Here is a 13,246-nt window from a genome sequence, read left to right as displayed (position 1 = left end):
TGTTTGTATAAGTGAGTAGTAAATCTGCAAATTGATGAAGGGTAACAGGATTATTTTCCACGTAGTTTGCATCGCTATGATGCTCTTGCCTTTGTTTCTGAACGAAGCAAGGGCTGAGGCACTTGCGACACCGGATGAGAATAAGACTGTTGAGGTTTTTGTGGATCCATATTCCGGTGAGTTGGTAGTAAACAACAGTGTAAGCGATAATTATGCAGTACGTGTGTTTGACCTGACCGGTAAAGAGGTACTAAAAGCCCCTTCTATTCCTGAGACTCCTATACGCCGCTTTGATATTTCAGCACTTCGCAAGGGCATTTACCTTGTTAATGTGCAATCAGCTACCAGCCAACAAGCCGTTACAGTTAAGATTATGCTCAAGTGACCTCGAGATAAGCTGGAGAGTTACTTTCCTGCCTCTTTGAGTTTTTCAGCTGGAATAAAAACAAGAGATATACTATTTACACAATGCCTTGTGTTACGTGGAGAAAAACCTTCACCCAGGAATACGTGGCCAAGGTGACCACCGCAACGGGCACAGGTAATCTCAGTTCTTCTTCCATCAGGATCCGGACTGCGGTGAACTGCACCTTCTATTTCATCATCAAATGAAGGCCATCCACAATGTGAATCAAACTTATCCTGGCTCCTGTACAAGTGGGCGCCACAATGCTTGCAGGCATATACACCGGTTTCTTTATGATCATTGTATTCCCCGGTGAAGGGCCTTTCAGTACCCTTCTTGATGATTACCCACTCTTCTTCCGGAGTCAGTTTTCTGAGTTTTAGTTCTTCGCTCATGACAGTATCTTTTTGAGCCGCTACATTGCAGCTGGTAAACATCAATGTGATTAGTAATGAAACAGATATGGCTGCAATATGCCGCATTGCCAAATATTTAACTCGATAAACTTAGTTGTTTTCATCAAGAAGAACAAGTAAATGCCCCGGTAGTTCACTTCTCTGAATTACTTAATCTAATTCTAAATTACGCAGGCCGGGATGTCAGATTCGCCCATTTGATGATTTAAGTCATAATTTCAGAGAATGTGTAAGTGGTTGTAGACTCGCTTTTTAAAACCAGTATAAAGTTATCCGAAATAGCAGATTTTTGTTTTATGGTCAAGTCTTATGATAAATGATTGTTATACAGAAAGTTTATTGGATTTGATGAAAGCCGGCTTTCTTTTATATTTGTCCTCATTCTAAAAATCACTTAAAATTCATAAAATGGGATTAAAGATAATTGTTCTGGCCAAGCAAGTTCCCGATACCCGAAATGTGGGTAAGGATGCAATGAAAGCCGATGGAACAGTCAACAGGGCAGCTCTTCCTGCAATTTTCAATCCTGAAGACCTTAATGCACTCGAACAGGCATTGAGGCTGAAGGATAAGTACAAGGGAAGTACAGTTACTGTATTGACTATGGGTCCCTCAAGAGCAGCCGATATAATACGTGAAGGTCTGTTCAGGGGTGCGGACAACGGATTTTTGCTAACAGACAGAGCTTTCGCAGGTTCTGACACACTGGCCACCTCTTATGCTTTGTCATGTGCTATCAGAAAAATAAAAGACTTTGATCTGATTATAGCAGGACGTCAGGCCATTGACGGTGATACTGCACAGGTGGGACCTCAGGTAGCTGAAAAACTGGGCTTGCCACAGATCACTTATGCTGAAGAGATAATCAGCGCTGAAAAGAAAAAGGTAGTTGTAAAGCGCCGTCTTGAGAGGGGGGTTGAAACTGTTGAGTCTTCTTTCCCTGCAGTTATTACTGTCAACGGATCAGCGGCTTCCTGTCGTCCACGTTCAGCCAAGCTGCTTATGAAATTCAAGCATGCACGTACATTGAGTGAAAGGCAATCTCAAGCTGATGACTATATACAGCCTACAGGCAACCGTGCTTACCTCAATATCCAGGAGTGGAGCGTGAATGATGTTGATTCTGATCCGGAACAACTTGGCCTTAAGGGGTCACCCACAAAAGTAAAGACCATTGAGAATGTGGTCTTCCAGGCCAAGGAGTCCAAGGTGCTGACAGCATCAAACGAGGATATAGAAGAGCTCGTAAAGGAACTGATCCTCAACCACACTATCGGTTAATTCAAAAACAGACTCATGAACAGTGTATTTGTAATATGCGAAATTGACGACGCAAAGATTGCGGATGTCAGCCTCGAACTTCTTACCAAAGGACGCAGTCTGGCCAACAGGCTTAAATGTAAACTTGAAGCCATTGTGCTGGGTAGCGAACTGGATGGAATTGAAAAAGAACTCTTTCCCTATGGGGCAGATGTTGTACATATAGGTGATGACCCAAGACTTAAGCCTTATACTACCTTGCCCCATGCAGCTGTTATTAATGGTCTTTTCCGCGAGGAAAAACCTCAAATCGGTCTGTTGGGTGCTACTACTATGGGACGTGACCTCGGTCCACGTGTATCTTCTGCATTGGGTAGCGGTCTTACTGCAGACTGTACTGCTCTCGAGATTGGTGACCATGAGGAAAAGAAGGCAAACATGGTGTACAAGGATCTTCTGTACCAGATACGTCCTGCCTTCGGTGGAAATATCGTAGCTACGATTATCAACCCTGACCACCGTCCTCAAATGGCTACAGTTCGCGAAGGTGTAATGAAGAAAGAAATCTATTCTGCTTCGCACAAGGGTGTAGTCAAGAAAATTGATGTAAGTAAGTACCTGAAACCCGAGGATCTTGTTGTGAAGGTTCTTGAGCGTCACATGGAAAAGAGCCGGGTTAATATCAAGAACTCTTCGATCATCGTTGCCGGTGGATACGGTATGGGATCAAAGGAAAATTTCAATGTATTGTATGAACTTGCCGAACTGATAGGTGGTGAAGTGGGAGCTTCTCGTGCTGCAGTTGATGCAGGATTTGCCGACCATGACAGACAGATTGGTCAAACCGGTGTTACCGTTCGCCCCAAACTGTACATTGCCTGCGGTATCTCCGGACAGATCCAGCACACTGCCGGTATGGAGGAGTCTTCAATGGTTATTGCAATCAATAATGACCCCATGGCACCCATTAACAGAATTGCAGACTATGTGATAGTGGGCGATGTTATGGATGTGATCCCTAAGATGATCACCTATTACAAGAAGAACAGCAAATAGGTATTAACCTGAAAACTACAAGAAGATGGCTAATTTTTTCACAGATAATTCCGACCTGCTTTTTCATCTGAGGCACCCCCTGATGAAAAAGATAGTTGCACTCAAGGAACGCGACTTCGTCGATAAGGATAAGTTCGACTATGCTCCGTTGGACTTTGAAGATGCAATGGACAGCTATGAGAAGGTGCTCGAGATAGTGGGGGAGATCTGCGGTGATATAGTGGCACCCAACGCAGAAGGTGTGGATGCCGAAGGTCCTAAGATTGTTAATAATGAAGTGGTATATGCAAAAGGTACTAAGGAAAACCTGGATGCGCTGGTTAAGGCCGGTCTGATGGGTATCACTTTACCACGTCAATATGGTGGTCTGAACTTCCCTATAGTACCCTATATCATGGCTGCCGACATAGTGTCACGCGCCGATGCAGGTTTCGTTAATATATGGGGTCTGCAGGACTGCGCTGAGACTATCAACGAGTTTGCCGATGATGAGCAAAAGGAACGTTACCTGCCAAGAATATGCAACGGTGAGACTGCGGCGATGGACCTTACCGAACCGGATGCAGGATCCGACCTTCAGTCAGTACAGCTCAAGGCTACATACAATGAGGCTGATGGCAAATGGTACCTAAATGGTGTGAAGCGTTTTATAACAAATGGTGACGCTCACGTATCACTGGTTCTTGCCCGTAGTGAGCAGGGAACTACCGACGGCCGTGGTTTGTCAATGTTTATATATGACCGCAACCACAAGGCTGTTACAATACGTCGCGTAGAAAATAAGATGGGTATCAAGGGTTCACCAACCTGCGAACTTGTGTTCAAGAATGCTCCTGCCGAATTGGTGGGGGAACGTAAGATGGGGCTTATCCGCTATGTAATGGCTCTTATGAACGGTGCACGACTGGGCATCGGAGCCCAGTCGGTGGGTATTTCCGAGGCCGCTTATCGCGAAGCTTTTGTATATGCACGTGAACGCAAGCAATTTGGTAAGGCTATTATTGAATTTCCTGCAGTGTATGAAATGCTGGCACTGATGAAGGCCAAACTGGATGCATCCCGTACACTGCTTTACGAAACAGCACGCTACGTGGATGTTTACAAGAGCTACATGCACCTTAGTGAGCAAAGGACCCTGACCAAGGAGGAAAGGGATGATATGAAAACCTATCAGAGATTGGCCGACTACTTCACACCTTTGCTTAAGGGTATGGCAAGTGAGTACTGTAACCAGATAGCCTATGACTCTTTGCAGATCCACGGAGGTAGCGGATTTATGAAGGATTATCCGATTGAAAGAATCTACCGTGATGCAAGGATCACCACTATCTATGAAGGTACTACGCAACTTCAGGTGGTTGCTGCTATTCGTGGTGTAACCAACGGTGCATTGCTTAACAGAATCAGGGAGTTTGAGAATATGCCCCTGCAGCCTGAACTTCACGGTTATCGCAGAATCCTGATTGGAATGACAGAGGAATATGAAAAGGCCGTCAAGTCAGTTGTTGACATGCACGACAATGAGTACCTCGACTTCCACTCACGCAGGCTGGTTGAGATGGCAGCTCATATTATTATGGGTTACCTGCTGTTGCTCGATACTGAGCGTGATGACAAATACAGGGCTTCAACAGAGACCTTTATCCGTTACGCAAGAGCTGAGAATAAATCAAGAGCAGAGTTCATTTCAAACTTTTCAATTGATGATCTGGGATTCTATAAAGCAAATTAGGTAAATTTTGAACAATAAATTGCCGGGGTGTTCCTAAATTAGGGACACCCTAATTTGTATAAGGGGATTAAGGACATAATTCACCATAGGGCCTTGAAAGGAGGGCGACAGTTCAATCTTATGGAAAAGGAAAGTATCGCTAGTATTATCCAAAAGCAAAGGGAGCTGTTCGAATCAAACCGGACAAAGGATGTAAAGTTCAGGCTTGAGCAGCTGAATACTCTTAAGAAGGTGATCAAAAAGAATGAAGCAGCTATGTACATGGCTGTCTATTCCGATTTTGCAAAATCGGAATTTGATACTTTCATGACTGAACTGTCAATGGTTTACCATGAAATAAACCTTGCTCTCAAATACCTTAAAGAGTGGTGTAAACCCCGTAAGGTAGCATCATCCCTGCTTCATTTTCCTGCAAAATCCTATATCTATCCCGAGCCATTGGGTACGGCCCTGGTGATTGGGGCATGGAACTATCCCCTTCAACTTTGTCTGGTACCCGCAATTTCTGCACTGGCTGCCGGGAATACGGTGATACTAAAGCCCGGTGAACAGTCGGCTGAGAGTTCCAGGATACTGGCAGCTATGATTAATAGTAACTTCCCTGATGATTATTTCCATGTGATTGAAGGTGCTGCTGATGTGTCAAGCCAACTTCTAAATCACCGCTTCGATAAGATATTCTTTACCGGAAGTACTACGGTGGGGCGTATTATTTATAAGGCAGCTGCAGAGCACCTTACTCCGGTAACTCTTGAGTTGGGCGGAAAGAGTCCAGCCTTTGTTTTCCGTGATGCCAATATCCGTTTGACTGCTAAAAGGCTTGTCTGGGCTAAGTTCCTAAACGCCGGCCAGACCTGTGTGGCACCCGATTATATCCTTGTTGAAAAGTCAGTCGAAGGAGTACTGCTTGAAGCCATCAAGAGTGAGATAAAGAGGTATTATAAAGAATGCAGTCTGACGGAAAACTACACTCAGATTATAAATGACAGACATTTTGAGCGTTTGTCAAAACTGATAGATAGTGGTGACGTGTATTGCGGAGGAACAAGAAAAGCCGAGATAAGGTTTATCAGTCCCACAGTAATGTACAATGTGTCCTTTGACGATGAGGTGATGAAAGAGGAGATTTTTGGACCAGTACTGCCTGTTATTGCCTTCGAAGATATTGATGTGGCTATAAAAGCCGTTAAAGACCGTCCCAAACCTCTTTCTGCCTATGTCTATACCAATAACAGGAAGATTGTCAAAAAGCTGATCAAAGAGGTGTCCTTCGGAGGTGGGGCGATCAATGACAGTGTTATGCACCTGTCTAATAGTAATCTCCCCTTTGGTGGGGTTGGATTAAGTGGCATTGGTAGTTATCATGGAAAGACCGGATTTGATACCTTCTCACACTTCAAGAGTATTTACAGGAACAGCTTTCGCTTTGAACCACCGCTTAAGTATCCTCCTTATACTAAGGCAAAGCTCCGTCTTATAAGGTTTCTGATGAGGTAATAATGTCAAATTGTCGCTTCAGGCATCGACAGTATGCCTTTTTATGTTCGATTTAATTATTGAAAAACCTTTTGGTTTTATTTTTGCTGGATATATGTCGTTACGACTAATGAATTGGCAAACAGAAAGCAAAGGAGAGGTGGAAACTTCTAAATCATAGGATTTTATTTGGATTTTCCAAATCGTTTATTACTTTTGTTGACGAATGCTTACATTAATTAACCAAACTTTAACATTTTAGTATCATGAAAAAGTTATTTGCTATTGCTGTATGTGCTGCATTTATCTTCGCAGGATGTGCTGGAAACCAAGCAAAACAAGAGGAAGCTGTTGAACCAGTAATCGAAGCTGTTGAAGAACAAGCTCAAGAAGCTACAGAAGCTATTGAAGAAGCTGCTGAAGCTGTAGAAGATGCAGTTGAAGAAGCTGCTGATGCAGTAGAAGAAGCTGCAGAATAATCTTCTGGTGAAACAGATTTCTGTTAAAAAGATAAAGGGTGTCTCATTGATGTGAGGCACCCTTTTTCATTGTATTACTTCTCTGCAGCCTAAATCTTCTTCAAAGAATTACAACTATTTCAGGATTGTTTCTACAATATCTGCAGTGTTATTGTGGAAAAATTCCTCAGCTTTCCTCAGTTTTTCAGGAGAGCCTATATCAAACCAAATATTTTTTTTGTCAATCTGCCAACCCGTGATTTTATGGTTTGCTGCCAAGCGCAGGTATTCAGGAATTATTGGAAAACAGGCCTGATCAGTTCTGAGCTGCCCAATAATCTCATTCCTGACAACCTGTATTCCACCAAAGCCATAGGCCTTTCCTGCTGCATCCCTGCCCTCAACCCGTACTTCATCACCAGTTGATGGGTTATGCCATCCGCAGAGTTGCATATTGTCATCAAAGAGCAGATAACGCGAGGCTTTGCGATCCTGTATCAATAGAGTTGCAAGGCTGCTATTTCTATTGTGCTCTTCAATCAAAGAATGCAAAGGAGCATTAGTTATTATGTCAACATTGTAAAGAAGGATGTCGGCATTGTGCTCAAACAAATCCATAGCATTGAGTAGTCCCCCTCCTGTATCCAGGAGTTGTGAACTTTCGTCCGACAGCAGGATCTCCATACCGGGACTGGCATAGTCGTATAGGAAGTCCTTTATCTGGTCGGCAAAGTGATGTACATTTATTACAACCCTTTTAATGCCAAGGCCGGCCATTTTCTTTAACGCAATTTCCAATAAGGTGTGGCCTCCAACTTTTACTAGAGCCTTTGGAGTTGTGTCGGTATAGGGCTTGAGACGCGAACCCACACCGGCTGCAAAGATCATTGCATTAAGGTTCATGTTCCTCGCTTCCATTATAGGTTGAAAAAATATCCGGATAAAGCCAACGAGCCACCTTAGCTGTTACGTGAGCTGCTATTGGCGACAGAAATACTAATACGTGAAATATTAACAGGGTTTTGATTAAGGTCACCATATTTCTTTCATAAATATTGATTGCAATCAGCAGTAGCAGCACTCCAAATGAGGAAACCTTGGTGACTACATGCATGCGTGCATACAGGTTGTTGAAGCGCAGTATCCCCACTGATGCGCAAAAGACAATCACAGCAGTGCAAATCAGCAAAGTACCGGTAATATATTCAATCATTGTCAGACCTCCTCTTATGTAAAAATCTTGCAATTATCATCGAACCGATAACCAATAGCAGCGATACTACCAACGCTACATCAAGTCCTGAGCTCATCCCTGAATAAATGGTGTCGCAGATTATTATACACACAATGATTATTGCAATCTGGTCAAGGGCCACCACCCTGTCGGGCAGGGATGGACCTCTAAACAGCCTGAGCAGAGGAAAAATCATGCTAACTGTCATAATACAGATGGCTCCAACTGCCGAATATTCAAGGAAGGTTTCCGGACTCATCTCAAAGTGCTTTACTTAGTAAATTTTCAAAGATCCTTGCCTGCTTGAAAAAATGGTCCTTGTCATCTACGTTCAACAGATGGATAACAAAGATACTACCATCATTATCCACATCAACACCCAGAGTTCCGGGTGTCATGCTTATCATATTGAAGAGCAGAAGCTTCTGCCAGTGTTTCTCAAGTCGGCAATGGTAGGTAATTATACACCCACCGTCGCCCCTGGAGCCGCTAATTATCAGTTTGGCAATAACCAGACCCGATTTGATTATCTCATAACAAAAGTACACGAAAGCCAGACCCAGATAAAAGAGCCTTACCGGGAAATGTGCAAGGGTACGGCTATTTATTTTCAAGGACATAGCTTATATACTTTTGGGGGTTCAACAAATCACGAGCTGCAAGTGTGCAATAATTGCCGATGCTGTTGGCACAGAGTCCCATGGCAATAATGGCGCAGGCCATTATTGTTGAAGCAGCTAGCATACGACCAGATGGTTTGACCTTGTAGGTCATGGTTCTTACCTTTTCCGAAGGTGGTAGTTTCCAAAAAACCTCCAGCCATATCTTTACCATCGAAAACAAGGTTATCAGACCTACAAAAAGGGCTACCATCGAAATCAGAATATGTCTGGACTCAACACCAGCTTTCAGTACCATAAATTTACCGAAAAAGCCGCTTAATGGAGGAAGTCCTGCAAGACTGAATGCCGAGATAAAGAACAGCACACCCCAAAGCGGACTGCGTTGAAACATGTCGCCAAGAATCTTGAGGTTGAGGGTGCCCCTTTCACGGTGCACCCAGCCTGCTACCAGAAAGGCATTGGTCTTGGACAGCATATTGTGTGCGGTAAAAAAGATTGCTGCTGCAATCCCGGCTTCCGTGAAGAAACCGAGCGCTATTGCCATATAACCTGACTGGCTGATTATGTGAAACGCAAGAATTTTGCGCAGCTCCATCTGTGCAGAAGCTGCAATGACACCTACAACCATTGACAATCCTCCCATCCAGAATACTACATTACTCCAGAATGCATAGTCATGAAACAGGAATAATGTAAAGATTCTGATTAGCGAGTATATGCCTACCTTGGTAAGCAGTCCGGCAAACAGAGCCGTAACTGCCGGAGGAGGGGTGTGGTAGGATGCAGGTAACCAGAAAAAGAACGGAAACAAGGCTCCTTTAATCGAAAAACCTACAACTATTAATATCAATGCAGGGTTTAGCGCAGCAAAGTTGTCCCCTGCTAATGATATCCTTGATGCAATATCAGCCATATTGAGTGTCCCCACCTTGCCATAGAGCAAGCCAATACCGGCAAGGAAGAACATGGAGCCAATCAGGTTAAGGATCAGGTATTTTATTGAGCCTTCAAGCTGTTTGCGTTCTCCTCCCAGTCCCATCAGGATAAAGGAGGAGATAAGCATTACTTCAAACCATACATAGAGGTTGAATATATCACCGGCAATGAAGCTGCCATTGACACCCATCAGGATACCAAAGGAATAGAAGAAATGTCCATTATTGCGTCTTTCCCTGTCAATTGACTGACTGGAGTAGTAGCTTACAAGCAAAAAGACAAAGGCCGCAATGACCAGCATAAATGCACTAAAACGGTCGGCTGCAAGGGTGATGCCGTATGGAGCCGGCCAGGAGCCCATGTTTACAACAAGCATCTCCTCAGTGCTGACTCTAACCAAAACCATTACTACCCAGGCCAGATTTACTGTGGCAAAGATCAGGGCAAGCAGCTTCTTGACCTGAGTGTTGGTGATGAGCAGACTCAACATCAGGTATGTGAATGGTAGTAATATAAGTGTGAATAGGATCATTTCTGGTCAGTATTTTTTAGTTGATCCAGATCATGGGTTCCCGTCACATCAAAATACCTGTACTTAAGAGCCAGGATATAGGCCGACATACCTAGTCCGATAACTATTGCAGTTAGTATTAGTGCCTGAGGAATGGGATCTGATATAGTGGCAATATCAGCAGCTTCTGCTCCTTCCTCAATAATTGGTGTTCCGCCTCGGGTAATTCCACCTGACAGGAAAATAATAAGGTTGGTGGCATTGCTCAGCAGGAAAATGCCAAGAATGACTTTTACAAGACTGCGGCGAAGCACCAGGAAGACTCCGCATCCGTACAATAATCCTATGAATATGGCTATCAGGTATTCCACTCTAAAACCTCTATTATTGAAATTATTACTGACAAGATCAGGCCTGCGACTGTTACAAATATTCCAGTATCAAACAACAGTGGTGTGCCCAGATGAATCTCTCCCATCAAGGGAAGTGAAATTATAAGCCAAGTTCCTGTCATTACTTCACTACCTGCCAATACTGGAATTATGGCAGATATCAGTACCAGTAACAGGCCTATTCCCATCCATGTGCGACTGTTGTATTTAATAATCTTCTGTATAGCATGAGAGCCGAATACAATTCCATAAAATATGAATCCGACAGATAATACAATACCTGCGATAAAGCCACCCCCCGGAAGATTATGACCCCGCAGCAGAAGGATCACCGAGAGTACTGCAACAATCCATAAAAAAAGTCTTGCTGTCTTCTCCAGTATTGTAGTATTCATATTTTTTTCTTTATCTGGAACCTGAATAGTGAATATACCCCTGCAGCAGCAAGTGTAAGAACCGTTACCTCTCCTAGAGTATCCAGTGCTCTGAAATCAACAAGTATCACATTTACAATGTTGCGGCCATGTCCCAATGTATAAGCATTTTCTGCATAAAAACGGGATATTGGCTCATCAGTTTGCAGAAAATGGGCACTTAAGACTACAAGGGTTACAAGGATACCTACTCCTGACGAGATAATGATATCACGTATCCTGGTGCGACGGTCGGATAGTATAGCAAACTCAGGGAGGTAATATATTACGAGTACAAAGATTGCCATCAGTACTGTTTCCGACAGAAACTGGGTAATTGCAAGGTCTACCGCTCCATAGTATAGGTACAGCAAACCAATTCCATAACCTGTAACCCCAAGTGCAATAATTGCAGACAGACGCGAGCGTGTAAACACAGCGAAGAATATTGCCAGTGAAGATAAAATCAGCAGCATCAGCACGTGAATCTTGATAGGAGAGGGGGCTACCTCTGTTTCCACATGCATCATTCTGATAAGTTGTATAGCAACCAGAGTCATTGCAACCAGGAAGAAGGTAATGAGATAATATCTATGGTATCCGTGCTGAATACGGTTGGTGGTTCTTGCTGCCCCAGCCAGATAGTTATTGATAGTCTTGGTAAACAGGGTAGGCAGGTGGTAGATATTAAACCAGTTAATCAGTATGGTGATAAACCTGATCACCGGTTTACGGAATATAAAGACCAAAACTCCTGCAATTACTGTAAATATGCTTACCTGTAATACATCATTGTAACCATGCCAGAGAGAGAGAGTTGTTTTATACTGGATATTGCCCATAAAATAGAGGGCATTACTCACTATGATATCAATGTTTTTTGGAAAAAGCCCCAAAAATATCCCAAACAGAGCAAGCACTACCGGTCCGGCAAGCAGGGCTATTGAAAGGTTCTTTTCTGTGTATCTGACTGCTAGATCCGGCATTCCCTTTTTTGGAAGAAAGACCTGTCTGAATATGTTGATCGCTACCGCGACCAACATAATATTGGCCCCTACACTGAGTGGCAATACAATCCATGATACGTCAGCCAACTGCATCTTTGCCTCATAAATAAGTTCCTTACCGATAAAGCCAAGCATAGGAGGTAGCCCTGCCATAGAGATAAGTGCAAGCAGGGTCATCACTGCAGTTACCGGAAGCACCATAAATAATCCGTGCAATTTGTCAATATCTTTTGTCCCTGTGGTTTTCTCAATTATACCTGCCGACATAAACAAGCCCCCTTTGTAGAGTCCGTGTACTATGAAGAATATCAGAGCGGCTCTTAGAGAAGCACTGGAGTCAAGTCCCACAAGCAGGGTCATAGTGCCTAATGCACTGATTGTTGTAAAGGCAAGTATTCGCTTTAGGTCCTTCTGACCCATAGAGAAGAAAGCTCCGAGAAACATTGTAATACCTCCTGTGAGCAACAACGAATACTTCCACAACACGGTACCGCCCATCACCGGATACATACGCATCAGCAGGAAGATTCCGGCATTTACCATGGTGGCACTGTGAAGATAGGCACTTACTGGTGTTGGTGCTGCCATAGCTCCGGGCAGCCAGAAGTGGAAGGGAAACTGGGCAGACTTGGTAATTGCTGCAAGTATCACCAGGTTGAGTATCAAAAAATATCTTGAGTGATTGCCGACGTGCATATGCTGTTCCAGGAGTTCACTTATCGCATAGGTCCCTGTTATATTACCTATCAGTATTACAGCAAATAGCAGGCATAGTCCTCCGAAGCCTGTTATCAAAAGAGCCTGCAAGGCAGCTTGTCTGGATTTCTCAAGGTGATGATCGAAGCCTATAAGGAAGAATGATGCAATGCTTGTAAGTTCCCAAAACATGAACATCAGAATGAGGTTGTCTGAAAACACCATTCCAAGCATTGACACCATAAAGAACATCATATAGGTATAGTAATGCCCCTGTCGCTCGTAATCAGACATATACACCGAAGAATAGAGCAGGACCAGCGTTCCAATACCACTGATAAGTAGTCCAAAGATAACCGTAAGACCATCAATTCTGAATGCTACATCCATGCCTGGAAAAAACCTAATATTGGTTGCCAGAATGTGACCTTCATGAGGTGCCATTTGCATGGCCTCAATGACAAGGGTAATAAAGATCAGGAATGGGAACAGGGAAAGGAAGAGTCCGGTCTTTTTTTTCAGGATGGAATAAAGGTAAGGCGTCACAACTGAGGCCGCGAACAATAATCCTACTAATATCGTCAATGTGTTTCCCATCAACAGCCGTCTTTTCCTTTGTTCATTTGTATT

General features: G+C 43.6%; 15 protein-coding genes. 6 read left to right on the top strand and 9 right to left on the bottom strand.

Features of this window, described 5'->3' with window-relative positions; all coding sequences use genetic code 11:
- Positions 1-34 precede the first annotated feature (34 nt).
- A complete protein-coding gene (locus M9189_RS07740) occupies positions 35-385 on the top strand; it encodes a T9SS type A sorting domain-containing protein (RefSeq protein WP_250722129.1) in 351 nt (116 codons plus the stop codon).
- 20 nt (positions 386-405) lie between these two features.
- Here M9189_RS07740 and M9189_RS07735 read toward each other — a convergent pair whose 3' ends face one another.
- Complete coding sequence (locus tag M9189_RS07735; RefSeq protein WP_250722127.1) at positions 406-801, bottom strand: methionine-R-sulfoxide reductase; 396 nt, start codon at positions 799-801, stop codon at positions 406-408.
- A gap of 429 nt (positions 802-1,230) precedes the next feature.
- Between M9189_RS07735 and M9189_RS07730 the strand changes: the two genes are divergently transcribed.
- From M9189_RS07730 to M9189_RS07710, 5 genes are all read left to right on the top strand, one after another.
- Positions 1,231-2,103, top strand: a complete 873-nt coding sequence (locus tag M9189_RS07730; protein WP_250722126.1) for an electron transfer flavoprotein subunit beta/FixA family protein — start codon at positions 1,231-1,233, stop codon at positions 2,101-2,103.
- A gap of 15 nt (positions 2,104-2,118) precedes the next feature.
- Positions 2,119-3,138: an electron transfer flavoprotein subunit alpha/FixB family protein gene (locus tag M9189_RS07725; RefSeq protein WP_250722124.1), complete on the top strand. Its 1,020-nt coding sequence runs from the start codon at positions 2,119-2,121 to the stop codon at positions 3,136-3,138.
- A 25-nt stretch (positions 3,139-3,163) separates the two neighbouring features.
- Positions 3,164-4,870, top strand: a complete 1,707-nt coding sequence (locus M9189_RS07720) for an acyl-CoA dehydrogenase family protein (protein ID WP_250722123.1) — start codon at positions 3,164-3,166, stop codon at positions 4,868-4,870.
- A 120-nt stretch (positions 4,871-4,990) separates the two neighbouring features.
- Positions 4,991-6,367 (top strand): aldehyde dehydrogenase, encoded by a 1,377-nt coding sequence (locus tag M9189_RS07715; protein ID WP_250722121.1) that lies wholly within the window; start codon positions 4,991-4,993, stop codon positions 6,365-6,367.
- Between the two features lie 245 nt (positions 6,368-6,612).
- Complete coding sequence (locus tag M9189_RS07710; RefSeq protein WP_250722120.1) at positions 6,613-6,825, top strand: hypothetical protein; 213 nt, start codon at positions 6,613-6,615, stop codon at positions 6,823-6,825.
- A 114-nt stretch (positions 6,826-6,939) separates the two neighbouring features.
- On the opposite strand, the gene M9189_RS07705 is transcribed toward M9189_RS07710, so the two are convergent.
- From M9189_RS07705 to mbhE, 8 genes are read right to left on the bottom strand one after another with little or no spacing between them, the layout of a single operon-like run.
- Positions 6,940-7,722 carry a nucleotidyltransferase family protein gene (locus M9189_RS07705; RefSeq protein WP_250722118.1) on the bottom strand — a complete coding sequence of 261 codons (783 nt, stop codon included), beginning with the start codon at positions 7,720-7,722 and terminating at the stop codon, positions 6,940-6,942.
- Positions 7,697-8,017 (bottom strand): cation:proton antiporter, encoded by a 321-nt coding sequence (locus M9189_RS07700; protein WP_250722117.1) that lies wholly within the window; start codon positions 8,015-8,017, stop codon positions 7,697-7,699. Before M9189_RS07700 ends, M9189_RS07705 begins: the two co-directional genes overlap by 26 nt.
- Positions 8,010-8,297: an MrpF/PhaF family protein gene (locus M9189_RS07695; protein ID WP_250722115.1), complete on the bottom strand. Its 288-nt coding sequence runs from the start codon at positions 8,295-8,297 to the stop codon at positions 8,010-8,012. Before M9189_RS07695 ends, M9189_RS07700 begins: the two co-directional genes overlap by 8 nt.
- A gap of 1 nt (position 8,298) precedes the next feature.
- Positions 8,299-8,658, bottom strand: coding sequence for a Na+/H+ antiporter subunit E (locus tag M9189_RS07690; protein ID WP_250722114.1), 360 nt, complete (start codon positions 8,656-8,658; stop codon positions 8,299-8,301).
- A complete protein-coding gene (locus M9189_RS07685; RefSeq protein WP_250722112.1) occupies positions 8,639-10,129 on the bottom strand; it encodes a proton-conducting transporter transmembrane domain-containing protein in 1,491 nt (496 codons plus the stop codon). The genes M9189_RS07690 and M9189_RS07685 overlap by 20 nt, the downstream gene beginning before the upstream one ends.
- Entirely contained in the window at positions 10,126-10,479 is a 354-nt protein-coding gene (locus tag M9189_RS07680) for a Na+/H+ antiporter subunit C (protein ID WP_250722111.1), read from the bottom strand. The genes M9189_RS07685 and M9189_RS07680 overlap by 4 nt, the downstream gene beginning before the upstream one ends.
- Positions 10,467-10,895: an MnhB domain-containing protein gene (locus tag M9189_RS07675; RefSeq protein ID WP_250722109.1), complete on the bottom strand. Its 429-nt coding sequence runs from the start codon at positions 10,893-10,895 to the stop codon at positions 10,467-10,469. Before M9189_RS07675 ends, M9189_RS07680 begins: the two co-directional genes overlap by 13 nt.
- Positions 10,892-13,213, bottom strand: a complete 2,322-nt coding sequence (gene mbhE / locus M9189_RS07670; RefSeq protein WP_250722107.1) for a hydrogen gas-evolving membrane-bound hydrogenase subunit E — start codon at positions 13,211-13,213, stop codon at positions 10,892-10,894. The genes M9189_RS07675 and mbhE overlap by 4 nt, the downstream gene beginning before the upstream one ends.
- Positions 13,214-13,246 lie beyond the last annotated feature (33 nt).

This window comes from Xiashengella succiniciproducens, assembly GCF_023674465.1.
Lineage (GTDB): Bacteria > Bacteroidota > Bacteroidia > Bacteroidales > Marinilabiliaceae > Geofilum > Geofilum succiniciproducens.
Note: the sequence above shows the minus strand (reverse complement) of the source record. Positions and strands in the feature narration are given on the sequence as shown.

Excerpts from the sequence above, each read along its gene's own strand:
- M9189_RS07740 (WP_250722129.1), top strand. The coding sequence starts at position 35 with ATGAAGGGTAACAGGATTATTTTCCACGTAGTTTGCATCGCTATGATG.
- M9189_RS07735 (WP_250722127.1), bottom strand. The coding sequence starts at position 801 with ATGAGCGAAGAACTAAAACTCAGAAAACTGACTCCGGAAGAAGAGTGG.
- M9189_RS07730 (WP_250722126.1), top strand. The coding sequence starts at position 1,231 with ATGGGATTAAAGATAATTGTTCTGGCCAAGCAAGTTCCCGATACCCGA.
- M9189_RS07725 (WP_250722124.1), top strand. The coding sequence starts at position 2,119 with ATGAACAGTGTATTTGTAATATGCGAAATTGACGACGCAAAGATTGCG.
- M9189_RS07720 (WP_250722123.1), top strand. The coding sequence starts at position 3,164 with ATGGCTAATTTTTTCACAGATAATTCCGACCTGCTTTTTCATCTGAGG.
- M9189_RS07715 (WP_250722121.1), top strand. The coding sequence starts at position 4,991 with ATGGAAAAGGAAAGTATCGCTAGTATTATCCAAAAGCAAAGGGAGCTG.
- M9189_RS07710 (WP_250722120.1), top strand. The coding sequence starts at position 6,613 with ATGAAAAAGTTATTTGCTATTGCTGTATGTGCTGCATTTATCTTCGCA.
- M9189_RS07705 (WP_250722118.1), bottom strand. The coding sequence starts at position 7,722 with ATGGAAGCGAGGAACATGAACCTTAATGCAATGATCTTTGCAGCCGGT.
- M9189_RS07700 (WP_250722117.1), bottom strand. The coding sequence starts at position 8,017 with ATGATTGAATATATTACCGGTACTTTGCTGATTTGCACTGCTGTGATT.
- M9189_RS07695 (WP_250722115.1), bottom strand. The coding sequence starts at position 8,297 with ATGAGTCCGGAAACCTTCCTTGAATATTCGGCAGTTGGAGCCATCTGT.
- M9189_RS07690 (WP_250722114.1), bottom strand. The coding sequence starts at position 8,658 with ATGTCCTTGAAAATAAATAGCCGTACCCTTGCACATTTCCCGGTAAGG.
- M9189_RS07685 (WP_250722112.1), bottom strand. The coding sequence starts at position 10,129 with ATGATCCTATTCACACTTATATTACTACCATTCACATACCTGATGTTG.
- M9189_RS07675 (WP_250722109.1), bottom strand. The coding sequence starts at position 10,895 with ATGAATACTACAATACTGGAGAAGACAGCAAGACTTTTTTTATGGATT.
- mbhE (WP_250722107.1), bottom strand. The coding sequence starts at position 13,213 with ATGGGAAACACATTGACGATATTAGTAGGATTATTGTTCGCGGCCTCA.